Raw genomic sequence first — 25,457 nt, 5'->3', positions numbered from 1 at the left:
TTTATCTTATTTATGAGTTAGAAAATATAAATTAAAAGGTATATACTACATACATAAGTAAGTTGTTTAATTGAATTTAAAGGAAGTGTTGATAGAGTCCCTGTTTGAGACTCTATTTTTCTTTTCTTTTTATAATACTATAGAGTATAGAGAATTAATAAAGGTTATATAAGTTATGAATTTGGTAGAGTATTTAACGAGTCTTGGTAACATAGCAATAGCCCTATCGGGTGGCGTAGATTCATCCTATTTAGCATATGCTGTCAAACAATCTGGCATTCCATGCAAAGCATATACTGTTAAGTCTCAGTTTGTGCCACAGTTTGAATTAGATGATGCCAAGAAAATTGCAGAATGTATCGATATTCCCTTAGAAATCATAGATATTGATGTACTCGAACATGATGATGTAATGAGCAACCCAAGTGATCGATGCTATTACTGTAAACATCATGTATTCACAATGATAAGTGAACAGGCTAAACGCGATGGATTTTCCATATTATGCGATGGAACCAACGCCAGTGATGAGGTAGATGATCGACCTGGTATGAAAGCAATAGCTGAGCTATCTGTTAAGTCGCCACTAAGAGACTGTGGCTTAACAAAATCTATGATTCGCCAGTTGGCCAAACAGGCTAATTTATTTACCTGGAATAAACCATCCTACGCTTGTTTAGCTACAAGATTCCAAGCAGGGCAGCACATAACAGGTCTTGATTTAGAACATATTGAAAAAGCGGAAGGGTATTTATTTTCGTTAGGTTTATCAGATTTTAGAGTTCGTCTGATAGGAAATACTGCCAAAATTCAAGTTCCAGAGAATCAAATAGCTATTGTTATTAAAAATAGGATTGTGATTCTCTCATTTTTTAAATCTATGTTTGATGAGGTTGTATTAGATTTAGAGGTGCGTTCATGAGCGATAATATTAGATCTCTTTTAGAGCAAGTAAAAAATGGACAGGTAGATGTGGATGCAGCCTTATTAAAGCTAAAGATGAAACCGATAGAGGATTTAGGGTATGCAAACGTAGATTTACATCGTCAATTACGACAAGGTGTACCAGAGGTTATTTATGGTGCTGGTAAAACTAGTGAACAAATCGTGGGTATTATCTCCTCCATGCAGTCTAATGGGCAAGGTCACATATTAATTACACGCTTAGCACCTGATGTGGCCACAGAGATTCAAAAGCAGCATTCATTGACATATATCAAGGATGCTCATATCGGCTATATTGGTGAGATGCCTACGGAGAAAACAGAATCAAGTATAGCCATTGTTTCTGGCGGTACAAGTGATTATAAGGTAGCTGAAGAATGTGCTGTTACAGCCGAGTTTTACGGCAATACGGTGAATCGAATTTATGATGTAGGCGTGGCGGGTATTCATCGTTTGTTACAACATTTAGATACTATTATGTCTGCTAAGGTTATCATTGTCATTGCCGGCATGGAAGGGGCTTTAGCAAGTGTTGTTGGGGGCCTTGTGGATGTACCTGTTATCGCTGTACCAACTAGTGTTGGTTATGGTACGTCATTTGGTGGTGTTACGGCGTTATTATCGATGCTCAATTCCTGCGCTAGCGGTGTTACGGTTGTCAACATAGACAATGGATTTGGTGCTGCTTATACGGCGAACATGATTAATCATATAGGTGAAAGTAAATGAAACGATTATTTTTAGATTGTCAAATGGGCATTGCAGGAGACATGCTAACCGCGACATTACTCGGTTTAGTAGATAACCCTGAAATATGGATAGCAAAACTTAATCAAATAGGGATACCTAATGTTACCTATACACTTATTCCGAAAGAAGATAAAGGCTTAGATGGCTATCGCGTGGCGGTAATGATTAATGGTATAGAAGAGTCTGAACATCATAAAGGTAGTCCCCATGACCAACATAATACTAATCATCACCATCACGATGCTCATCAGGAATATGGTGAGACAGATACGCATGAAGAACATTCAGATTACCATATACATAGTGAACATCACGTGCATGGCCGAGGCTTACAAGATGTAACGGATATAATTAATAGCTTATCTATTTCCGATACGTGTAAACAGAATGCTATAAACGTATATCAGTTAGTGGCTCAAGCGGAGGCTAAGGTTCATAAATCTACAGTAACGCAAATTCATTTCCATGAGCTGGGCATGCTCGATGCTATTGCAGATATTGTAGCCGTTTGTGTACTCTTAGAGGCATTGAAGTTTGATGAGATTATCATCTCTCCTATACATGTAGGAACTGGCACGGTTCACTGTGCTCACGGAGAACTGCCTGTGCCAGCACCAGCAACGATGGAATTGTTATCTGGTATTCCAATGTACGCAGATTATCAAATTAAAGGGGAGTTATGCACACCTACAGGCGCAGCGTTAGCCAAGTATTTTGGCACAGCCTTTAGCCATATGCCAGTTATGACACCAGCAAAGGTATCTTATGGATTTGGCACGAAACAATTTGAAAGACCGAATTGTATTCGCGCTTTTGTTGAAATAAACAATGATTTAGAAGACACAATCATTGAAATGTCTTGTAATCTCGACGATATGACGCCAGAAGAAATCGGCTATGCAGTAGAACAGTTATTACTTTCACCAGCACTAGACGTGTTTACCACATCGATTATGATGAAAAAACAACGATCTGGTACGATGCTGACGGTCCTTTGTAAGGAAGGCGACATGGATAAGGTGCGAGATTTAATATTTAGACATACTACGAGCCTTGGTATTCGATACCATCGCTGTAATCGATATATTTTGAACCGGTCTACAGGAGACATAGATTGGGAAGGCAATAGAATTGTTTTCAAAACAAGCAGTGGATTTGGTGTAAAGAGACATAAATATGAATATGATTCACTGGCTGCCATTGCTAAGCAAAATGATATGAGTTTGTTAGACCTTAAACGACAATTGCGTAAGAAGGAGGATTGATTTGTTGTAGCGGGTTATTTATAGTTTGTTAGTGTTAAGTTAAGGAGTGATTCCCATGAAAACATTTAATGTACCTTATGCAAAAGGATTTGTAGATATCAATATTCCTGATCAAAATATCGCAGGTGTATTAGAATCTAAAGCCCATTCCTATAAGGCTGAGCTTTCACAAGAGGCATTGGTAGAACATGCGCTAGATAATCCTATCGGTAGCCAACGCTTGGAAGAGTTGGTTAAGGGTAAATCCAACATGGTCATCATCACAAGTGACCATACGCGTCCAGTGCCTAGTAAAATTACGATGCCGATTCTACTTCGTCGTATTCGTGAAGCTAATCCATCCATCGATATTACTATTTTACTAGCAACTGGTTTCCATCGTCCTACTACGCATGAAGAAATGGTAGATAAATTTGGTCCTGAAATCGTAGCCAATGAAAAGATTGTAAACCATATCTCTGGTGATGCTAGCCAAATGACTAAAATAGGCGTATTGCCATCCGGTGGGGATTGCATCATCAACAAATTAGCTGTAGAAACGGAGTTATTAATTTCTGAAGGTTTCATTGAACCACATTTCTTTGCTGGTTTCTCCGGTGGTAGAAAAAGTGTATTGCCAGGCATTGCTTCCGAAGTGACTGTAATGGCAAATCACTGTGCTGAATTTATCAACAGCCCATATGCTCGTACAGGTATTATCGAGAACAATCCAATTCATAAGGATATGGTATATGCGGGTCGTACTGCGAAATTAGCATTTATTTTAAATGTTGTCATCGATGCGGAAAAACATATTATAAATGCTTTTGCTGGTGATATGGAACAGGCGCATGAAACAGGCTGTGCTTTTGTGTCTGAACTAGCCAGTGTGAAAGCTGTATCAGCAGACATCGTTATCACTACAAATGGTGGGTATCCATTAGACCAAAACGTATATCAAGCAGTAAAAGGTATGACAGCTGCAGAAGCATCTTGTAAAAAAGATGGCGTTATCATCATGATTGCCGCTTGTAATGATGGTCATGGTGGGGAATCTCTATATGAAAACCTTAAAAATGCAAAAACACCTCGTGAATTACTAGATCGCATTGCTAAGGTGCCTCGTAATGAAACAATTCCAGACCAATGGGAAATGCAAATCTTGGCTCGTATTCTAGATCAATTTACAGTTATCGTTGTAACAGACCAATGCGAACCTAAGATGCTTACAGATATGCATTTGCAACATGCTAGCACATTTGATGAAGCATTGAACAAAGCTTTGGAATTAAAAGGTAAAGATGCAAGCATTACAGTTATTCCTGATGGCGTATCTGTTGTGGTGAAAGCGTAATTTACAGTAACATATTGAACTCTTAGATCGTATCGCTAAGGGTGAATAAAATGAACCACCTATTAAAGATGACTGGTAATCTTTGGTAGGTGGTTTAAAATTTATTAATATTCTTATATAATGTGATATAAATATAAGATTAATAAATTACAACTATACTAGATTAAGAGAGAAGGGAATATGAGCTATATACAGGATGAGTATTATATAGGTGATATAAAGTTATATTAAATGTAGTCTGTAACAGTTAAAGTAACTAAGACTCTAGAGGGAACTATGAAGGAGAATATCGCTTTATTATTAGCTATTTTATATCTGATTTATAGATATAAGACTTATAGTAAGGTTAATAAAATACTAGAAGACAGAATAGAAAATGTTCATAAGCCATTTTTTAAACGAATACAGGATGTTTTGCAGTGCTCTAAAGAAGATGCGGAGAAGGTAGGTTTAGCATTAGATAAATATTTTGTACCTTTAGAAAGTGAATTCTATAAAATTGATGATAATACTTACTCATTTATTGATGCAGGAGGTCTTAAAGGGACATTCTCAATAGATCAAAACTATAATTTATTGACACTAGAGTATAACGATGTAGATTTATTAGCTTTACATTAAAATAGTAATAAAAGTGTTCCTAAATAGACCGATATACTTAGTATTCAATCACATGAATTACTTATATATATGGCAATTATGATTTGATTCTTATTTTATTTCTTTTAGTAAATTTATTTTTTTATATAAGGAAATTATTAAAATGGCTGTTATAAAAAAATTCTTTTTCTATGGATTTGCATTATTTACATTAACATCCATTATATATGGAATGGCTTATGATTTTATGATTGGTGCTGAGATTCACTATGATTTTTATGGTGCAGGTTTTGTTGCTTGGCTAGTATTTTTTGGTATATTGAAAGAAATTTTTGGATTGTGAGAAAGCTCTTAAATTTAATAAGTTATAATCTACTTAGTTGAAAATCAGAGCAGAAACTAGAATAGATGTTTATTCTGGTTTCTAAGGTGGAGGTATTTAATATCAATCGTGTCTGAAAACAGTAATACTATATTTAACTATATTAATAATATAGCTAATTCAATTTGTAATACTTGGAATAGATTATATTTCCATGCTGAAATTGATAAAGATTATGGAAATACTAGAATATGTTTATATATTGTAAATGGTAATGAACTTATTAATGCTTATCAATTTCTGAAAAAATCTGATAATGCTAGACAATTAGAAACATATTGGGATGAACTACTACATTTGATATTCGCATTGTCAAAGCATAAAATAAACAAAGACTATTTATGGAATATAATGAATGTTATTGTTGATGATTCTTTAGGCATTAAAATATCATTTCAGTATGGTAATTTTAATCAGAAATATGATTTAGAAGAGGTTTTAAAATGGGAATATCTAACTTTAGGACTTAACGATAATATTTGGATTCTTGATGATAAAGAAAGAAATGACTTATTAAAACAACCACTAGGTAATCCTTTTTTGTAGAAAATAAAGAGTTATATGAAAAACGTTTTGAAAAACATATTTAGAAAAAATAAAAAAGAAATAGATAGTTCGGAAGTAGATAATACTGCACAAGAGGATTTTTTAAACAAGGAATCACTGGATGTAGATATGGAAGCCTGGCATACACATACAAATGATTTAATTAAACAAAGTGCAACTGTACTATATCAAATGATTGATAGTGAGGATTGGGATGTAATACTTCTACATGGAGTTCCTACTGAAGAGTCTGTTGATTTTAGATTTTATTATATCAATTTAGAAGGCATAGCTTACTCTGGTCAACTTTTATCAAATCCAGGAATTAATTTGGATAACTATATCGAAGGTACCATGGATATGGCTCAATATATTCGTGCGTTATATATGCACTTTAAATCTGCTAAAATGCAAATACCATCTTCTATAACAATTACTGTTACTAATGAAGGAAAGGTAGAAGTTAATTTGGGTTATGATGAAGGTATATCAGATACGGATTCTTATTTTGAAGCGTATGAGATGAATAAATTTACTCACTTAATTAAGTAAATAAAAATGACTTTATGTTTCTAATATGATGATTTAGGTGACTATGTATACTTGTTAGAATTTTGATTAATTTTTTTAGTGTAAAAAGCGTCAGATAAAATAGATGATAAGTGAAGAGATACAACTTATAAAACAAAATATATATGATTTACTCCATAATACACGAATAAATAAGAAGGCCTACCTTATTATATTGATTGGTTTATTCTTTACTTATTTTGTTGGTAATGCAATTATAAACACTTTGTCTATCCAATTAATAGAGATGTATTATTTACGTTATATCTTTAAACTTATGGGTGTATGTTTAGTTATAGAGTTAAGCAGACGTAGATTACATGATTTTGGATTATCAGGAAAATGGCTATACTTATGGTTAATAATAAGTTGTAGTATATATGGATATTATATGTATGATCTATTTGTACTTGATGGTTTAAATATAGTGTTTTTTGAAGAAATTTTGCTAAGAGAAGTAGGTATTATATTTATACCAACAATGTTTTTATACTTACTCCCAAGTAATCATAGTAAAAATCGATATGGGAATAGTAGTGTTCAATTGATTTCACTAACGAAATCTGTTGGTTATTTAAATAACAAGATAACTCTAGAGAATAAAAATGGATTATTAGAGTATATGAGGGATATTTATATACATCAGTCGTTTTGTCTTAAAGGCAGAGCTAAAAGAGTAGAGGCTTATTTTGGTATAGGATCATTTGGTATGATTATTAGCTTAATCGTAAATTTTATCTCAATACTTTTTATGATTAAAGATGAGACAGGAATAGAAATACTTACACCTATATCAATAGGTATATTTTATGTCCTGTATTTTTATATAATTTTATCAATTTTGATATTATGTATTCGTAGATTACACGATAGTTTATATAGTGGTCTCTGGGTCCTATTATTATTGGTTCCGTATTTAAATATTTTTATTATATACAGGATATTTTTGAAAAGCAGTTGGGATATAAACAGTTTTAAGGATATAAGTTAAATTTGTTTATCAGTTTAATTAATATTATATAAGTGAGTAATATGAGCCAATTATTTTATCTTGTCTTCTTTTGTGTGATTGCAATACAGACATTACTGGGGAAACAAATAATCAGAAATAGATTTTTATTTATGTTGAGCCCAATTCTATTTTTAATATCCGCATGTACCAAAATTATTTTAATTTTGACAGACAACTATACTAAATTTATGAGTGATATTATTTTCCCTGTATTAATCATAAGTCTACTGATTACTCTGTATATAAGGCATGAGCAACCGTAAAGGAGAAATTATAATGTTACATGATTTTTTAGTAAGTTATACTTGGTGGATTATACCAGTATTTTCTTTTTTTTGTATTATATTAGGATATAAATTTCATATAAAAGGATTTGACTATTCAATTCGATTGAGTGGTGGAAATTTTTTTGCATATAGTTTTATGTCCATAATAGGATTTTATCTTGATATCTTCTTATTTAGTAGACTTAATGCTATAGAGAACATCAGTTATGGATCTTATTTAATTTATTATATTTTGATATATTTACTTGGTGTATTTAGTATCTCGTGGTATTTTTTAGCTGGTATGAGACGTATACAATCTATTTCATCTATACCAGCATGGAGTTATCCAATTTTTCTTATTGTTGTGGGAATAGTTTCTAACTATATTGATGAAGTATTGAATCTAATTTTTATTGCTCATCTGTATATGATATTTGCTAAGAGTAAAACATAAAGATATTCAGATAGTACTTACTTGTTTTCACTAATATTTAAAAATAGTGATAATAAATGGATTTATTATTTATTTTCTATATTTACTGTATTGTTATTTTTTATGGCTATCTTATTTGCCCTGTAATGAAGAGCTATTAAATCGGTAATACATCATTAAGAAGTAGAGTAGTGTAGAAATTATGATTAATCATATAAATAAACAGAGTTTAGATATACTTGTAGGTATAATGAATCAACATGTCGATAATATTTTTTCTCAAAAATTATTTGGATTTACTCCAGATAGAAGTCAAAAAAGATTAGATGAGAATAATGATGTAGTGATATATATACAAATTCAGGATTCATATATTGAGATTGTTAATGACTATATAGAAACTGAAGAGTATGATGAATATCCTAATTTTGAAATAAAACGTTGTATTAGAATGAGTGAAGATACTGATTACCATCAAATAGTATCAAATAATATTAATGGAATCATAGAACAGATTAGTATTGTTAATGATGAGTTTACTACATTTTATTCAGATGAAATAAATAGTATTGATATAGCAATAAAAATTACTATTTCTGGTCATGATTACTATATTATTGCTTGGGATGCCATTCAAGGCAATTTAAGTTTTATTGATAAAAGTATAATTTGTAAGGAAGATTTTTGGCTTATTAGAAGTCAGATATCTGAATTTTGGACAAATAAAGATTTAGATTTAAGATACTTTTATAGAAAAGAAATACCTATTGCGGATAGATTATAAAAAATAGTTTAAATGCTATATGCGACTGCAACTGAAGTGACACTACGCGTTACTACTTCTTGCAGAATGGATGTATGTTTAGATGATAAATTGAAATGTTTAAAGATAATTATGTACGTCTTAGAACTAAAGATCAATAGATAGAAATAATTAGGAATAGTAGGAGCGAAAATTAAGGAGGGGCTGGACTAGATGTTATGACTGGACTAATAATTTTGTCAGCTACTATATTATTTTTATCGTTTGGATATATACATAGTGAAAAAGAAATTTTAGTTAATATATATCGTATAAGAAAGACTAAAAAAGTAAAAATAGTAGAAAGTGTATTTGCTATATTAGGTGTTTTAGCTTATTATATGAATCTTATAAATTACTATTGGATTTCAAATGTATTATTAATAGTTGCTGTTATATGGCAATTTATTGTTATATATGTACGCAATAATAGTGCATTAGATTATCTTCATTACAATGGTGATAACTATATAGCTTTAAAAAAAGAGTTATGGAAGGAATATTTGTATATAATACCTAAGACTATATTTTTTGTAATTATATTACATATGTTACTTATGTATTAAATTCTGATGGTAATAATGACTGGTTTTATTATCAAGTACTTTTATATTAATCATGGGTTTGTGAAAATTTCATTTTTAGGGATTAGGGGCTGCCATAGAATGCGTAAAACTGCATTCTATAGCAGCCTTTTTTGTATCTCAAAAAGTTGATTTGATGTTAAAAATATTGTCATGATAGTTAAAATTATTTATCTTCTCATGTATACATGTATACTTATCAAAAAATATTTATTATTATATAAAAATATATTATAATGGTGCCATATTTATGTTTGTATTAAGTATAGGAGGTCATTATGCAGCTTTTGGGGAACCTGAGAATTCATTTTTTAGCACTTGTGCTTACCGTAGTCGCAGAATTCATAGGGATTAAAAGACTCGGTCCTGTTGTGTTTTTACCATTGTTGTATGCTTTGATTTTAGGGTTATTAATTTCAATTCCAAAATTCAAAATTCTTACAATAAAACAAATGGAAAATTCTGCCGATTATATTGGTATTGCAGTAATGATCTTAATGGTAAAAGTAGGTCTTGGTATTGGTCCAAACCTTGGTGTTTTAGCAAGCGCTGGCTGGGCTTTATTAGTTCAAGAATTAGGTCACTTCTTAGGTACCATTATCTTTGGTTTACCTGTAGCACTATTAGTAGGTATGCGTCGCGAAGCTGTAGGTGCTTGTTATTCTGTAGACCGTGAACCAAATGTAGCGATTATAATTGATAAATTTGGTTTTAGCTCTCCTGAAGGCCGTGGTGTTATGGGCATGTATATCTGTGGCGTTCTTATAGGTGCCATGTGGTCCTCCGTATTAGCTGGCTTATTATCTAATACAGGTTGGTTTCATCCACTAGCTCTTGCAATGGGGGCTGGCGTAGGTAGTGCAAGTATGATGGCTGCTGCTACAGCACCAATTGTTGCCGTTTATCCTGCTTATGAACAACAAATTATGGCTCTAGCTGGAGCTGCTAATTTGTTGACTACTGTATTAGGTGTATATTTTGGTTTATTTATTTCCTTGCCAATTATGGAAAAGTCTTACAACTTCTTTACTGGTCGTACACGGGAGCAAGATTTAGCAGAGGAGGTAGCGCATCATGAGTAGAAGTGAAAAATTAACACAATTTGTTATAGTTGTTTGTATTTCTGCCATCCTTACTGCTATTGGAAATATAATGGACGGTAAACATGTATTTAGTGATAGTTTGTTGGGCGTAGCAATTTTAGCAGGTATTGCTACAATTGGTGCCGTAATTTCTAGTTTACCTTATGCTAATAAATTTCCTATGGTATTCTGGGTGTCTTTAGTTGGGGTTCTAATCTCTTTACCTGGAATGCCAGGACAACCTTGGGTTATCGAAAAAACTAGTCATATTACATTCTTAGCTACTACGACACCGGTGCTTGCCTATGCAGGTTTATCATTAGGTAAAGACCTTGGTGCATTCCGCCGTTTATCTTGGCGTATTATTCCTGTTGCACTTGCTGTAACAGCAGGGACTTTCATATGTGCAACCGCATTAGCACAAATTGTACTTCATTTAGAAGGTTTAATTTAATATGATACATAGTTTACTGAACAATGTTTAGCATATTTCTGTGTGATTAAAGAATCGACCGTATTTCGATACGGTCGATTTTACAAAGGAGATTATATGAGTCGTATGACAAAAGAAGAATTAAAACAACGCGTATGTGATGCTATTATTGATGCACAACCGCGTTTGCGTGAAATAGCTGAATCCATTATGGATGAGCCAGAACTGGGATATAAAGAAGTAAAAACATCTAAAAAAGTACGTGATATGTTTGATGAACTTGGGATTCCTTATACTTCTAATCATGCACTAACAGGTGTCAAAGGTCGCTTAAAAGGTAGTGACAGTAAATATACGGTTGCCATGATTGGTGAACTAGATGCCATTCTTTGTCCTCGCCACCCTCGTGCTGATGATTTAACGGGTGCGGCTCATTGCTGTGGTCATAACATTCAAATTGCCAATATGTTTGCTGTTGCAATAGGTTTACAATCTATTATGCATGAATTGGCTGGAGATGTAGTTTTATTTGCTGTACCGGCAGAGGAAATGGTTGAGGTCGACTATCGTAATAAATTGCGTGAACAAGGCAAAATTAAATATTTAGGTGGTAAACAACAACTAATTTATGAAGGTGCTTTTGACGATATTGATATGGCTATGCAAATGCATGTGGAAACAGCAAGGTCTTCAGTAGGGGAAATGGGACTTGGCAGCACATCTAATGGCTTTGTTGCCAAGCTAATTGAATATCATGGTAAAGTAGCTCATGCAGCTGCAGCCCCTCATGAGGGAATCAATGCTCTTAATGCAGCTTTACTAGGTGTTATGGGGGTAAACTCTATTCGTGAAACTTTCAAAGAAAGCGATTGTTTTAGATTTCATCCTATCATTAATCAAGGCGGTACATTGGTAAACTGTGTACCTGATTATGTTCAAGTTGAAAGTTTTGTACGAGCTGCTAATATTGATGCCATTGTTGATTGTAATAATCGTGTAAATAGAGCTTTAAAAGCTGGTGGAGATGCTGTAGGTGCTACTTGTGTAATAAAAGATTTGCCAGGTTATTTACCAATGCGTAATGATGAGCATATGAATGAATTATTACGTAATAATTCTAATCAAATATTTGGTGAAGAAAATGTATACCAAGGAGAACATATGACAGCAAGTACTGACATGGGTGATGTGTCTCATTTGATGCCTGTTATCCATCCATGGGTTGGTTGTATTAATGGTGTACTACATAGTGCAGAATATGAAATCACTGTTCCTGAGGTGGCGTACATAAAAACGGCACAAGCTTTGGCTATAACTATTGTAGACTTACTATATGATGACGCAGCTGGTGCTAAAGATGTATTAGATAAATTTATACCAGTATTAAACAAACAAAGCTATATTGAATTCTTAGATCGTATTGCTAAGGGTAATAAAATATAACTATAGATTGACATTCATCCCCCTATATTGCTACAATATCGTATATAATATATGCGATGAAGCAGAGTAGTAAACCTCTCTAGCGAGTGAGGATGGTGTAAGCTCACATTTGGTTGAAGGCGCTGTAGAGCATTGGCAGGAACGCAGGCATCTGTTAGTAAAGGCCAACATAGAAAAAAGAGGGCGCAAGCCAAATAGGGTGGAACCGCGGGTATACTCGTCCCTGTAACGTTTTTCGTTACAGGGACTTTTTTGTTTGTAACGAAATGGTTGATTTTATGTCGGTTGTGTAAAGTGGAGGCAGCAATGACATTTCAAGAGATTATTTTAAATCTACAAAAATTCTGGAGCGATCAAGGTTGTATCGTTCAAAATCCATATGACATCGAAAAGGGCGCAGGTACAATGAACCCTGCTACATTCTTACATGCAATTGGTCCTGAACCATGGGCTGTATGTTATGTAGAGCCTTCTCGTCGTCCAGCAGACGGTCGTTATGGTGATAACCCTAACCGTTTGTTCCAACATCATCAATTCCAAGTTATCGTGAAACCATCTCCAGATAACATCCAAGAATTGTACTTACAATCTTTGGCTGCATTAGGCATTCACGCTGAAGATCATGATATCCGTTTCGTAGAGGATAACTGGGAGTCTCCAACATTGGGCGCTTGGGGCCTTGGTTGGGAAGTATGGCTCGACGGTATGGAAGTAACGCAGTTCACATATTTCCAACAAGTTGGTTCCATTGACTGTAAACCAGTTTCCGTAGAAATTACATACGGTTTAGAACGTTTAGCTATGTACATTCAAGGCGTAGAAAACGTATATGACCTTAAATGGAATGAACATGTTACATATGGTGACGTTTGGCATGCCAACGAAGTGGAACAATCCGTTTACAATTTTGAATTAGCTGATACAGATATGCTTTTCAAATTATTTGATATGTATGAAGCAGAAGCAAAACGCGTTTGCGAAGCGGGCTATGTATTACCAGCTTACGACTATGTATTGAAATGTTCCCACACATTTAACTTACTTGATTCCCGTGGTGCTATTTCTATCAGCGAACGTACAGCTTTCATCGGCCGCGTACGTGCATTAGCTCGTATTTGTGCACAACAATACCTTGCTAAACGCGAAGAATTAGGTTTCCCACTTTTGAAAGGAGATAAATAAGATGGCAAAAGATTTATTATTTGAAATCGGTGCAGAAGAAATTCCTGCCGGCTTTATGCCAAATATCTTAGGTCAATTGAAACAATTGGCTGAAACAAAATTAAATGATGCCCATCTTCCTTTTGAAAGCATCGAAACATATGGTACACCACGTCGTTTGGCTCTTATCGTGAAAGGTCTTGCTGACGCATCTGCTGAAATTAACGAACGTCATAAAGGTCCTTCTGCATCCATCGCATACGATGCTGACGGTAATGCTACAAAAGCGGCTATCGGTTTTGCTCGTGGTAAAGGTCTTGATGTAACTGATCTCGTTGTAGAAGACGGCTATATCTACGCTGAAACTAAAACTGCAGGCGTACCTGCAAAAGATATCGTAAGTGAAATGTTGCCTCAATTGATTACAGGCCTTAACTTCCCTAAATCCATGCATTGGGGCGATTTGGATGCTAAGTTTGTACGTCCAGTACGTTGGCTTGTAGCATTACTTGATGATGAAGTAATTCCTGTAGAATTTGCTACTGTTAAATCTGGTAATGTAACACGTGGTCATCGCTTCTTAGGTGCTGATGAAATCACTATCAAAAATGCAGCATCCTATGTAGACACATTAAAAGAAAACTTTGTTATGGTTGATCAAGACGCACGTCGTGAATTGATCTCCAAACAATTACATGATATGGCAGCTTCTAAAAATGCATCTATCGTTTGGGATGATGATTTGTTAGAAGAAATTAACTATCTTGTTGAATGGCCTACAGCATTGTGTGGCGGCTTTGAAGAGTCCTACTTGGCACTTCCTGATGCAGCTATCATTACACCAATGAAAGACCATCAACGCTACTTCCCATTGGTTGACCAAGACGGCAAATTATTGCCAATGTTCTTAACAGTGCGCAATGGCTCCGATCATTCCATCGAAGTAGTTCAAGCTGGTAACGAACGTGTATTGCGCGCACGTCTTGATGATGCTAAATTCTTCTTCAACGAAGACCGCAAGAAACCTCTTATCGACCGTCAAGATGGTTTGACTAAAATCGTATTCCAAGAAGGTCTTGGTAACTTAGCAGATAAAACTGAACGTTTACTTAAATTAGGCCGTGTATTTGGTGAAGAATGTGGCTTGCACGAAGATGCAACTGTTGTATTGGAACGCGCTACAGAGCTTGCTAAAACTGACCTTACAACTGGTATGGTTACAGAGTTCACTGAATTACAAGGTGTAATGGGTAAAGAGTACGCTTTACTTGATGGTGAATCTCCTGAAGTAGCAGAAGCTATTTTCGAACAATATTTACCACGCTTTGCAGGCGATGTATTGCCTCAAACAGAAGCAGGTAAAGTATTGTCCATCATCGATAAAGTAGATAACATTGTTGCTACTTTCAGCCGTGGCTTAATCCCTACAGGCTCTCAAGATCCATATGCATTGCGCCGCCAAACAATTGGTATTTTGAACATCTTGCTTGGTAGCGAATGGAATATCAGCTTGCGTCCAATCTTCAAAGCATCTATGGAGTTATTGAATGTAGCTGCTGATAAACAAGAGGAATTGATTAACCAAGTTGAAGAGTTCTTCACACTTCGTTTGAAAAATATCTTCCTTGATCGCGAAGTTCCTCATCATGTGATCGACTTGTTGCTATCTAACAACGAATTGTCCGTTGCTGATGCTGAAGGTCTTGTGAACGCATTACTTGTAAACCGCATCGATGAAAATGTTGAGCTTGTTCAAGCCTATACTCGTATGTACAATCTTGTAAAAGATGTAGAATATACAGGTGTTAATAGCGACTTGTTGAAAGAAGATGCTGAAAAAGCATTGTTCGAAGCCGCTTCTAAAGCATCTGAAGCAAGTATCGATGCATGGGATAAAAATGATTATGATGCTGTTGTGGCGGTACCTGCTACATTGGTTCCTACTATCAATACATTCTTTGAAGATGTAATGGTTATGGATAAAGACGAAGCTATTAAAGCTAACCGTTTACAACTGGTTCGCTTAGCGTACAGTGTAATGGCTATTATCGGCGATATTAGTGCATTAAAATAACATATAATTTTATATAGTTAGACAATTAAATGTCTCTAAATTCGATATAATTATATGAACATAGTGAAAGGCAGCTTAGGCTGCCTTTTACTATATGCAGGATTTCTACTGTGTATGTCGAATATATAATAGTATACAAGGTTGTAAGGAGATGCCATTATGATTACAAATGTTGAATTATTCAATGCCCTCCGTAATGTGACGGCTAAGCGTGAAGGTTCACGTTATCGAATTCTCATGGAACTATATACTATTGGTAAAGGAACAAGTCAACGCGTATTAGTTGATACTTTACATATCAGACCGGCTACCGTATCAGAGCAACTTGATGTACTCATACAATTAGGGTTTGTAGAAAAAAACATAGATACTATGGATAAACGTACAACTGTTGTGACATTAACTGATACAGGTAGAGCAGAGGCTCAAGGTTTAGTTGAGCATAGAGAAAAACAGTTAGCCCATCGTTTTAGGCACCTATCTACGGAAGATAGACAAGACCTGTATGATTTATTATGTCGCATAGATTAATGCTATATTGTCCTGCATATACCTACAGTAAATTAAGTATATAAATCTATACAAGATATAGTGTACAACCTCTTGCATTGTACATTGACTTGTGATAATATATTACTGTTAATTTGAGACAGTCCGCTGCCTATAAGGTGTAGGTATTGAATGTCTGCAAACAGGAGGAAACAATGAACATTATTAACGTACTTGAACAAGAACAACTTCGTACAGACATCCCTACATTCCGCGCTGGTGACACAGTTCGTGTACACGTAAAAGTTGTGGAAGGTACTCGCGAACGTATCCAAGTGTTCGAAGGTTTGGTAATTAAACGTCAAAACGGTGGCGTACGTGAAACTTTCACAGTTCGTCGTATTGCATCCGGTGTAGGTGTAGAACGTACATTCCCACTTCACAGCCCACGCTTAGCTAAAATCGAAGTTATGCGCCGTGGTGTTGTTCGTCGTGCTAAATTGTACTACTTACGTAACCTTACTGGTAAAGCTGCTCGTATTCGCGAAAAACGCTAATGTTCTTAAAAGGCTGCCGTTGGCAGCCTTTTATTTTTGCTAAAATATAGATATAAAATATATACATATGAAAGATATATAGAAAGGAGACATTATGGCAGATTCACCTATCGTACATTGGTTCCCAGGGCATATGGCGAAAGCCACGCGCATGATTACGGAGTATATTAAAAAGGTTGATGTAGTTATTGAGCTATTAGATGCGCGTATTCCACGTTCTAGTGCGAACCCTGTAATCATTGATCTTATTGGTCAAAAACCACACATTGTGCTGTTAAATAAGGTCGATTTAGCAGATCCTAAAGCCACAAAGGAATGGACTGAATTCTTTACTAAAAAAGGCATTACTGTTCTTGCTATCGATTCTAAATCTGGTAAGGGCAATAAAAAGCTTTTATCCACAGTAGAACGCCTCAGTAAACCAATTATTGACCGTTGGGTAGCCAAAGGCATTCGCAGTCGTTCTGTACGTACTATTATTTTAGGGATTCCTAATGTGGGTAAATCTACATTGATTAACTCCTTAGCAGGCTCTGCAGCAACGCGTACAGCTAACAAGGCTGGTCATACACGTGGCCAACAATGGGTTAAGATCGGTAAAAATCTTGAATTGCTTGATACACCAGGCGTATTATGGCCTAAATTAGAGGACCAACGCGCAGCGGCTCGCCTTGCTATGACTGGTGCTATTTCTGATGATGTATATGACTTAGAGCACGTAATTAAGCAATTGTTAAACCATCTATTGACGAATACACCTAATATCTTGATTGAACGCTACAAATTAAAAGAAGAAGAGATGGCCGATGTGGATACAATTCTTGTAAGCATTGGTCGTCGTCGAGGCTGCCTTGTAAGCGGTGGTGTTGTTGACCTTGATAAGGCGCGCCGCATTATTTTGCAAGACTATCGCAATACAAAGCTTGGTACAATTACACTAGATCAAGTTGATGAAGAACCGTATTATCCAGAAGATGGTGAGGAAACATGTCATGGATAAGGATATCTTCGCTAAGTTAAAGGTAGCTGATATTAAGGCCCTTTTTGAAACGGAACAAGCTTTGGAAATTTTGCCATTAGCACAAGAGGATACTCGTAGTTCCGTTCAAAAGTTAGCAGCCTCTTATATTAAACGTCAAGAAAAAGAGCTAAAAGAACAACAACGCTTGATGGGTATGTACGACTATGAAGGCATGTTCTATGATGAAGGGCTATATCATGTGGCTGGCGTCGATGAGGTAGGGCGTGGTCCCATTGCAGGTCCTGTTACGGTGGCTGCCGTTATTTTACCGCCTATGACATTAATTCCAGGTCTAAATGACTCTAAAAAGCTAACTGAAGAGAAACGTGAAGCATTGTATGATATCATTATGCAAGAGGCTGTAGCGGTAAGTTGTATTTCCTATGGTCCAGAAAAAATTGATGAACTCAATATTTACGAAGCAACACGTCAAGCTATGTACGAAGCTATTCGTACTCTCGATGTACCAGCAGAGGCGGTTGTAGCAGATGCAATGAAGTTACCAGATTTAATGATTCCTGTAGAATCTATTGTTAAAGGGGATAGTAAAAGCGCTAATATTGCAGCTGCATCAATCATTGCCAAGGTTACACGAGATCGATATATGAAAAGTCTCGATGAAGAGTATCCTGGCTATGGATTTGGCATACATAAGGGATATTATACAGAACTCCACAGAGAGGCTGTTGAGCAGCAAGGTGTGACACCATTGCATAGAAAGAGTTTTGAACCGATTAAGTCAATTGTTGGATGGTATCGAGAAGAGAATTAAATATATAGATTACTCTATTGTGAAATAAAAGTGAAAAATCTATTAAAAAGAGGTTCCTATTGGTCACTTAGGTGACTATTAGGAACCTCTTTTCTATTTACATTAGGGTAGTTACCTTTTTATTCTGTATATATAAGTATTCGAAAGCATCTATATACACAAGGAGGTAACTATGAATACGATTAATTGTGAAGAAAATTGTAACCTATTAGATGCAAAGGCCCTTGGTAATTGGGGGGAAGACATTGCTCGTCATTATATTGAGAAACAAGGACTGAAAATCGTGACGACCAATTACAAAACTAAGGTAGGTGAAATTGACATCATTGCGAAAAATGGGTTGACCTATCACTTCATTGAGATTAAAGCCCGTCGTGGTGTTACACACGGTCTGCCTCGTGAGGCTGTTTCTAAACGAAAACAGAAGCATATCAAACAGGCTGCAATGTATTTTATACGCGATTTGCGTGCTCAAAACCGCAAATGGAAAGAATTGTCCTTTGATGTAGTTGAGGTATATGTCCATGAAGATCTTAAAGCAACTATACACTATATGCCTCAATGTTTTTTGTAGGAGGCTAAATTATGTATGCAAAGGTCTATGGTGCTACTATAGATGGATTAGATGGCGTCATTGTTACCGTTGAGGTAGATATATCGCAGGGCTTGCCCGTCTTTGATATAGTTGGTCTACCAAATCAAGCTGTAAAAGAATCTAGAGAACGGGTTAGGGCCGCTATTAAAAATAGTGGGTTTGAATTTCCTATGCGTCGTATTGTCGTCAATTTAGGCCCTGCAGAGGTACGAAAAAGTAGTTCTGGTCTTGATTTACCAATAGCTATAGGTGTATTGGCCGCATCAGGTCAAATTAAGATGAGAAAACGTAAATTAATGAGCTTATTGCAGTCAACTTTGTTTATCGGTGAACTGTCCTTGGATGGAGGGCTTAAAAAGACACAGGGTATTCTTAGTATGGCTATGAAGGCATTAGATGAAAAGCTAGTAACTGTATTTACAAGTTCTGAGAATATAGCCTTACTTCATTATATCGATACCATTGCATCCTATGGGGCTCGTACATTAGAAGATATTGTACAAGTTCTAATAAAGCCTGATAGTTATACGGTTGAAGATATAAGTACTAATAGAGAGGATAAAACGTATAGTAGTATCGATTATAAGGATGTACATGGCCAAGAGTTAGGTAAACGAGCCATGATTATTGTGGCTACAGGTTTGCACCACGTAATGATGACAGGACCTCCTGGGGCCGGGAAAACGATGCTGGCAGAACGATTACCGACTATATTGCCGGATATGAGTTGGGATGAACGGTTTGAAACAACACGTATTCATGATGTGGCTGGACTATTAGAGAAAAATACACTTATCAGTAGACGCCCCTTTAGAGGTCCGCATCATACGGCAACCTTGGCGAGCATAATAGGAGGCGGCAGTAATGCAAAGCCCGGAGAAATTACATTAGCCCATAATGGGGTGCTATTTATTGATGAAGCACCAGAGTTTCCACGATTTATCTTAGATGCTCTAAGACAACCTTTAGAGTCGCATACGATTACGGTAAATCGATTGCAAAATAGCTATGAATATCCTGCTAAATTTATATGTGTATTAGCCGCTAATCCATGCCCTTGTGGGTATTACGGAGATCCTCATAAAGAATGTGTTTGTTCTTCCACAGAACTTATGAAATACCAAAATAAAATTTCTGGGCCTATACTAGACCGCATTGATTTATATATTTCTGTTGAACGGCCTAGTTTTAATGATATGCTTTTGACCAATGAGGATTCTTTAAGTAGCTCTGATATGAAAGACTTGGTTGAGCGGGGACGAAATATACAGTTAGAACGATTTAAAGATTGTACATTTAAAACAAATGGCTCTATGCCACATCGCGCCATCCGTGAACTTTGTAATATTCAGGATGATTGTTGGAATCTACTTAGTGATGTGTATGAAAGATTTCATTTTACAGGGCGTAGCTTTGATAGATTACTCAAGGTGAGTCGAACCATTGCAGATATGGATGGTTCATTATATGTAGAAAAGAAACATATTTCAGAAGCGATGTTATATCGGCATACACCATTTCATGTGTCGAGAATAGGAGATCATGATGGAACAACAGTATGAAAGTAATTTCTATATTGCTGCAATGCAGAGTATTACTGCACTAGGTGCGGCTAATATACGTGATTTGGTCAATAATTTCGGCGGTCCCTATGAGGCTTGGTGTGCTTTACGAGATCGTAAGAATTTAAAATGTATATTAGGCATACCCTCTACTAAGTATAAGCAGATAGAAAAAGAGGCTACCAATGAACGACTACAAACTATTTATAAGGCTCTTAAAAACTGGCGTATAGAATATATTACATATCTAGATGTATTATTTCCAGGACACTTACAGGAGATATATAATCCACCTGCAGTCATATTTGTGCGTGGAAATACATCTCTGTTAGATGACGAAACTATGAAAATTGCCATGGTAGGAGCCCGTAAGTGCTCAGATTACGGCCGAAATGTAGCCTTGCGGATAGGAAAAGAATTAGCTGCTTACAATGTGGCAATAGTTAGTGGTGGTGCAAGAGGTATAGATAGCCATAGTCATGAAGGTGCCTTGGCAGCTAATGGTCAAGTGATAGTAGTTATGGGATGTGGTTTAGATATAGTGTATCCTCCAGAAAATAAACGATTGTTTGATACGGTACTTAAACATAATGGCCTTTTATTATCGGAATATCCTCCTGGTACACCACCATCTAGCGTACATTTCCCTGCAAGAAATCGCATCATAAGCGGACTTTCACAAATCATCATCGTAGTAGAAGCAAAGGCAAGTAGCGGTTCACTTATAACAGCAGATATGGCGGCCAATGAAGGACGTGAGATTTATGTCGTGCCAGGTAGTATTTTGAGTAATGTAGCCGAAGGGAATCACTGGCTCATGCGTCAAGGCGCTAATGTTTTGACCAAAGCACAAGATATCATAGATGATTATGAGCTAAAACCGCGTGCAGTTGATACGCAAGGGTCCGATGTGTTAAGCTTTAAGTTAGAATGGGAGGTTGTTTTGAGTAAAATTCCTACAGATCAATGTATTAGTGTAGGGGATTTGATTAAAGAAACACATATTCCATTGCAACGATTACAAAGCATTTTATTAGACCTTGAAATGAAACATATGATAGAAAAGGTTCATTCTAAGGGCTATATTAACCTTATCGGGAGTGATATACTTGTCCATTAAACGATCTATCGTTATTGGGGAACCTAAAGAACCAAAACAAGAAACAAAAAAGAAAAAGGCTACGGTTAAGAAAAAGGTAGCCAAAGAAGCGTTAACCCCTGTTGGGATTGTACGCGATAAATCTATCGTGGCCACATCGATGCCACCAGAGCAAAGACAACCACGGGTATATAATCCTGATGGCAAAGTACTTGTCATCGTGGAATCACCAGCTAAATCTAAAACAATAGAAAAATTTCTAGGTCCTAATTACATTGTAAAAGCTAGTATGGGCCATCTTCGTGATTTGCCAAAATCTCAAATGGGCATCGATATTGATCATGATTTTACGCCAAGATATAGTAATCTTGTAGCGCGTAAAAAGGTTATCGATGATTTAGTCGCCCATGCTGATGAAAGTAGTGCTGTATTGCTCGCAACTGACCCGGACCGCGAAGGGGAAGCGATTTCTTGGCATTTAGCATATATTCTTAATGTAGATACTACGTCCAATTGTCGTATTACATTTAATGAGATTACTAAAACTGCTGTAGCGGAGGCCTTACAACATCCACGTACAGTAGATATGAACATGGTTGACGCACAACAAGCTCGTCGTGTGTTAGACCGTATTGTAGGTTACAAATTAAGTCCCTTATTATGGAAAAAGGTTTGTAAAGGCCTGAGTGCCGGACGTGTTCAATCCGTAGCTGTGCGTCTCATCTGTGAACGTGAACGTGAAATAGATGCCTTTGTACCACAAGAATATTGGTCTATTGAAGGTCGATTTAAAACGAAAGGCAATGAAGAATTTTCCGCTGAATTAACACATGTAAAAGGGGATAAGCTCGATATTACTTGTGAAGCAGATGCATTGGCTATAAAAAAGGCAATTGCAGATCAAGAGTCTACGGTTACCACCGTTAAGAAAAGTAAACGAAGCCGTAAAGCAGCACCGCCTTTCACAACGTCCACCTTGCAACAAGATGGTGTTCGAAAACTCAATTTTGGTGCAAAACGGACGATGATGATTGCTCAACATTTATACGAAGGTTTGGAAATTGGTTCTTATGGCCATGTAGGTCTTATTACTTATATGCGTACAGACTCTACGCGTATCTCTAAAGATATGCAGGAACAAGCAAGAGACTATATTAAAAGAACCTATGGTGATGATTATTGCCCTGCTAAACCGAATGTATATGGTAAAAAGGATTCTGCTCAAGATGCTCATGAAGCCATTCGTCCAACATCTCTGGAATTGACACCTAAGATGGTAGAACCCTTTGTAAGTCGTGATGAATTAAAGCTCTATACACTGATTTGGAATCGTTTTATGGCTAGCCAAATGGCACCACAACAAAATGAGTCCACTACCATTGAACTAGATATTGATGATACTTACACCTTTAAGGCAATTGGTTCTCGTGTGTTATTCCCTGGATTTAGTGCAGTCTATGAAGATAGTAAGAAAGAAGATACGCCACAATTACCAACGTTGAAGAAATCTGATGTGGTGGAAACTGTGCTCATTGATCCAGAGCAACATTTTACGCAACCACCTGCTAGATATTCTGAGGCAAGTCTAATCAAGACATTAGAAGAATTAGGTATTGGTCGCCCTAGTACATATGCGCCAATTCTAGATACCATTGTTAGTCGCAACTATGTTGAAATGAATAATAAACAATTCATTCCTACAGAATTAGGGTTTGTAGTTGTCGATTTCTTGGTAAACTATTTTGAAAAAATCATCAATACTGGTTTTACAGCAGAGCTAGAAGAAGAACTTGATGCCATTGCCAATGGTAAAGATACATATGTGAAGGTACTATCTAATTTCTATGATATCTTTAAACAAGAGTTAGATGATGCTAGCGATGTAGACAAAATTCAAATCGCATCCATGGAAAGTGATGAAACCTGTGAATTATGCGGTCATCCGATGGTCTATAAATTCGGTCGCTATGGAAAATTCTTAGCATGTTCTAACTTCCCAGAATGCAAGAACACTAAACCGATTACGGTTGGTACCGGTGTTGCTTGTCCTAAATGCGGTGAAGGGGAAATCGTAGAACGGAAATCTAAGCGCGGTCGTATCTTTTATGGTTGTAATCGTTATCCACAATGCGATTTTACATTATGGGATAAGCCAACCCATGAGTTCTGCGACACCTGTGGTAGCATTATCGTCGAAAAAACCTATAAAAATGGATCAACGAAAAAATTCTGCTCTAATGAAACTTGTCCGACTAGACCGCCTAAAAAAACGAGAAAGAAAAAGACCGATGATGCAGTAAAGAAAGAAGAGGATACAAAGAGTGAGTGAAAATAGAGTTACTGTTATAGGGGCTGGATTAGCTGGTTCTGAAGCAGCGTGGCAACTTGCCAATCGTGGTGTTGCTGTCGATTTATATGAAATGCGTCCTGTAAAGAGTTCTCCGGCCCATCAAACGGATCAATTTGCTGAACTAGTTTGTAGCAATTCCTTGCGCGCTGGTAATATAGAGAATGCTGTTGGTCTACTAAAGGAAGAAATGCGTCGATTAGGCTCGTTAATTATGGAATGTGCAGATGCAACAGCTGTACCAGCTGGTGGTGCCTTAGCAGTTGACCGTCATCTATTTAGTACTATGGTAACTGAAAAGATTAAGAGTCATCCTAATATTACTGTCCATTATGAAGAGGTGACTACGATTCCTACGGAGGGAACAGTCATCTTTGCATCTGGACCACTAACTTCAGAGGCTCTTGGTGATGCAATTAGAGAGTTAACAGGTAATACAGGCTTTTACTTCTATGATGCAGCAGCTCCGATTGTAACGGCAGAATCTCTTAATTATGATAAGGTATTTGCAGCGTCTCGCTATGATAAAGGTGATGCAGATTATCTTAACTGCCCTATGAGTGAAGTGGAATATAAGCAATTTTGGCACGAATTGACCCATGCTGAGGCGGTAGAGCCGAAGGATTTTGAAAAAGAAATCTATTTTGAAGGTTGTATGCCTGTGGAAATTATGGCCTCTCGCGGAGAAGATACATTGCGTTATGGTCCACTAAAGCCAGTAGGCCTTGTAGATAAACGGACTAATGAAGAGTCTTACGCAGTTGTCCAATTGCGTAAGGAAAATAAAGAGGGCACCATGTTCAACCTCGTGGGTTTCCAAACCCATTTAAAATGGGGCGAGCAAAAACGCGTATTCGGTCTAATTCCTGGCCTTGAAAATGCTGAATTTATTCGGTATGGTGTGATGCATCGTAATACGTATATCAATTCCCCTGAGTTGTTAAATCATGCATTTCAATTGAAGTCAGATACTCGTTTATTCTTTGCAGGTCAGATGACTGGCGTAGAAGGGTATCTTGAATCAGCCGCATCAGGTCTCATGGTAGGCTTACAGGTAACACGATATCTTAAGGAAAAAGAATTTATTAACTTCCCTAAGACTACAGCTATTGGTTCACTAAGCCACTATATTTCTGGTTATGAAGGTTCAAATTTCCAACCAATGAATGTCAACTTTGGTATCATGGAATCTTGGCCACAACGGATTCGTAAGAAAAAAGAGAAGAATGCTCTTATTGCTAATCGTGCCTTAGAAGAGCTTGAAGTATTAAAGGTTCAAGAACAATTATAATCGCTTGTTTTTGATTTTAGGTTATACACTTTTGATGAAT

Annotated in this window: 26 protein-coding genes; all 26 read left to right on the top strand. The window is 36.2% G+C overall.

From position 1 onward, the window contains the following. The first annotated feature begins 175 nt into the window (after nt 1-175). A complete protein-coding gene (gene larE, locus VTHSUH11_RS07915) occupies nt 176-922 on the top strand; it encodes an ATP-dependent sacrificial sulfur transferase LarE (protein WP_105093266.1) in 747 nt (248 codons plus the stop codon). Further along, entirely contained in the window at nt 919-1,674 is a 756-nt protein-coding gene (larB, locus tag VTHSUH11_RS07910) for a nickel pincer cofactor biosynthesis protein LarB (protein ID WP_105093265.1), read from the top strand. Before larE ends, larB begins: the two co-directional genes overlap by 4 nt. Beyond that, on the top strand, nt 1,671-2,960 hold the full coding sequence (gene larC / locus VTHSUH11_RS07905) for a nickel pincer cofactor biosynthesis protein LarC (RefSeq protein WP_105093264.1): 1,290 nt from the start codon (nt 1,671-1,673) through the stop codon (nt 2,958-2,960). Before larB ends, larC begins: the two co-directional genes overlap by 4 nt. 55 nt (nt 2,961-3,015) lie before the next feature. Next, a complete protein-coding gene (gene larA / locus VTHSUH11_RS07900) occupies nt 3,016-4,293 on the top strand; it encodes a nickel-dependent lactate racemase (RefSeq protein ID WP_105093263.1) in 1,278 nt (425 codons plus the stop codon). Between the two features lie 276 nt (nt 4,294-4,569). Continuing rightward, complete coding sequence (locus VTHSUH11_RS07895) at nt 4,570-4,914, top strand: hypothetical protein (protein WP_105093262.1); 345 nt, start codon at nt 4,570-4,572, stop codon at nt 4,912-4,914. A 142-nt stretch (nt 4,915-5,056) separates the two neighbouring features. Continuing rightward, nucleotides 5,057-5,236, top strand: a complete 180-nt coding sequence (locus VTHSUH11_RS07890; protein ID WP_105093261.1) for a hypothetical protein — start codon at nt 5,057-5,059, stop codon at nt 5,234-5,236. A 108-nt stretch (nt 5,237-5,344) separates the two neighbouring features. Next, nucleotides 5,345-5,821, top strand: coding sequence for an immunity protein YezG family protein (locus VTHSUH11_RS07885; protein WP_181143919.1), 477 nt, complete (start codon nt 5,345-5,347; stop codon nt 5,819-5,821). A 15-nt stretch (nt 5,822-5,836) separates the two neighbouring features. After that, nucleotides 5,837-6,373 (top strand): immunity protein YezG family protein, encoded by a 537-nt coding sequence (locus VTHSUH11_RS07880; protein ID WP_105093259.1) that lies wholly within the window; start codon nt 5,837-5,839, stop codon nt 6,371-6,373. A 103-nt stretch (nt 6,374-6,476) separates the two neighbouring features. Beyond that, nucleotides 6,477-7,382 carry a DUF805 domain-containing protein gene (locus VTHSUH11_RS07875; protein WP_105093258.1) on the top strand — a complete coding sequence of 302 codons (906 nt, stop codon included), beginning with the start codon at nt 6,477-6,479 and terminating at the stop codon, nt 7,380-7,382. A 297-nt stretch (nt 7,383-7,679) separates the two neighbouring features. After that, nucleotides 7,680-8,126: a hypothetical protein gene (locus tag VTHSUH11_RS07870; protein WP_105093257.1), complete on the top strand. Its 447-nt coding sequence runs from the start codon at nt 7,680-7,682 to the stop codon at nt 8,124-8,126. A 229-nt stretch (nt 8,127-8,355) separates the two neighbouring features. Next, nucleotides 8,356-8,889 (top strand): hypothetical protein, encoded by a 534-nt coding sequence (locus VTHSUH11_RS07865; RefSeq protein WP_244900004.1) that lies wholly within the window; start codon nt 8,356-8,358, stop codon nt 8,887-8,889. Nucleotides 8,890-9,086: 197 nt separating this feature from the next. After that, nucleotides 9,087-9,473, top strand: coding sequence for a hypothetical protein (locus tag VTHSUH11_RS07860; RefSeq protein ID WP_059362683.1), 387 nt, complete (start codon nt 9,087-9,089; stop codon nt 9,471-9,473). A gap of 296 nt (nt 9,474-9,769) precedes the next feature. Further along, the gene (locus VTHSUH11_RS07855) at nt 9,770-10,573 is read left to right on the top strand and encodes a DUF3100 domain-containing protein (RefSeq protein WP_059362680.1); all 804 of its coding nucleotides are present in this window, start codon (nt 9,770-9,772) and stop codon (nt 10,571-10,573) included. Beyond that, a complete protein-coding gene (locus tag VTHSUH11_RS07850) occupies nt 10,566-11,027 on the top strand; it encodes a hypothetical protein (protein ID WP_059362677.1) in 462 nt (153 codons plus the stop codon). The genes VTHSUH11_RS07855 and VTHSUH11_RS07850 overlap by 8 nt, the downstream gene beginning before the upstream one ends. A gap of 96 nt (nt 11,028-11,123) precedes the next feature. Further along, entirely contained in the window at nt 11,124-12,449 is a 1,326-nt protein-coding gene (locus tag VTHSUH11_RS07845) for an amidohydrolase (protein WP_105093255.1), read from the top strand. Between the two features lie 306 nt (nt 12,450-12,755). Beyond that, nucleotides 12,756-13,631, top strand: a complete 876-nt coding sequence (gene glyQ, locus VTHSUH11_RS07840; protein ID WP_105093254.1) for a glycine--tRNA ligase subunit alpha — start codon at nt 12,756-12,758, stop codon at nt 13,629-13,631. A 1-nt stretch (nt 13,632) separates the two neighbouring features. Next, nucleotides 13,633-15,684, top strand: a complete 2,052-nt coding sequence (glyS, locus tag VTHSUH11_RS07835; RefSeq protein ID WP_105093253.1) for a glycine--tRNA ligase subunit beta — start codon at nt 13,633-13,635, stop codon at nt 15,682-15,684. 159 nt (nt 15,685-15,843) lie between these two features. Continuing rightward, entirely contained in the window at nt 15,844-16,215 is a 372-nt protein-coding gene (locus tag VTHSUH11_RS07830) for a MarR family winged helix-turn-helix transcriptional regulator (protein WP_105093252.1), read from the top strand. Between the two features lie 173 nt (nt 16,216-16,388). Then, the gene (gene rplS / locus VTHSUH11_RS07825; RefSeq protein ID WP_004695921.1) at nt 16,389-16,730 is read left to right on the top strand and encodes a 50S ribosomal protein L19; all 342 of its coding nucleotides are present in this window, start codon (nt 16,389-16,391) and stop codon (nt 16,728-16,730) included. Between the two features lie 94 nt (nt 16,731-16,824). Further along, nucleotides 16,825-17,730 (top strand): ribosome biogenesis GTPase YlqF, encoded by a 906-nt coding sequence (gene ylqF / locus VTHSUH11_RS07820; protein WP_105093251.1) that lies wholly within the window; start codon nt 16,825-16,827, stop codon nt 17,728-17,730. Next, a complete protein-coding gene (locus tag VTHSUH11_RS07815) occupies nt 17,723-18,523 on the top strand; it encodes a ribonuclease HII (protein ID WP_105093250.1) in 801 nt (266 codons plus the stop codon). Before ylqF ends, VTHSUH11_RS07815 begins: the two co-directional genes overlap by 8 nt. Before the next feature lie 172 nt (nt 18,524-18,695). Next, complete coding sequence (locus tag VTHSUH11_RS07810) at nt 18,696-19,097, top strand: YraN family protein (protein WP_059362653.1); 402 nt, start codon at nt 18,696-18,698, stop codon at nt 19,095-19,097. 11 nt (nt 19,098-19,108) lie between these two features. Beyond that, nucleotides 19,109-20,680, top strand: coding sequence for a YifB family Mg chelatase-like AAA ATPase (locus VTHSUH11_RS07805; protein WP_105093249.1), 1,572 nt, complete (start codon nt 19,109-19,111; stop codon nt 20,678-20,680). Continuing rightward, nucleotides 20,664-21,800, top strand: coding sequence for a DNA-processing protein DprA (gene dprA / locus VTHSUH11_RS07800; protein ID WP_105093248.1), 1,137 nt, complete (start codon nt 20,664-20,666; stop codon nt 21,798-21,800). Before VTHSUH11_RS07805 ends, dprA begins: the two co-directional genes overlap by 17 nt. Further along, on the top strand, nt 21,790-24,108 hold the full coding sequence (topA, locus tag VTHSUH11_RS07795) for a type I DNA topoisomerase (RefSeq protein WP_105093247.1): 2,319 nt from the start codon (nt 21,790-21,792) through the stop codon (nt 24,106-24,108). The genes dprA and topA overlap by 11 nt, the downstream gene beginning before the upstream one ends. Then, on the top strand, nt 24,101-25,417 hold the full coding sequence (trmFO, locus tag VTHSUH11_RS07790) for a methylenetetrahydrofolate--tRNA-(uracil(54)-C(5))-methyltransferase (FADH(2)-oxidizing) TrmFO (RefSeq protein ID WP_105093246.1): 1,317 nt from the start codon (nt 24,101-24,103) through the stop codon (nt 25,415-25,417). The genes topA and trmFO overlap by 8 nt, the downstream gene beginning before the upstream one ends. Nucleotides 25,418-25,457: the final 40 nt, after the last annotated feature.

It is taken from the genome of Veillonella tobetsuensis, assembly GCF_002959935.1.
GTDB lineage: Bacteria > Bacillota > Negativicutes > Veillonellales > Veillonellaceae > Veillonella > Veillonella tobetsuensis.
The sequence above is the reverse complement of the archived record's forward strand: the minus strand, read 5'-3'. Positions and strand labels throughout refer to the sequence as shown.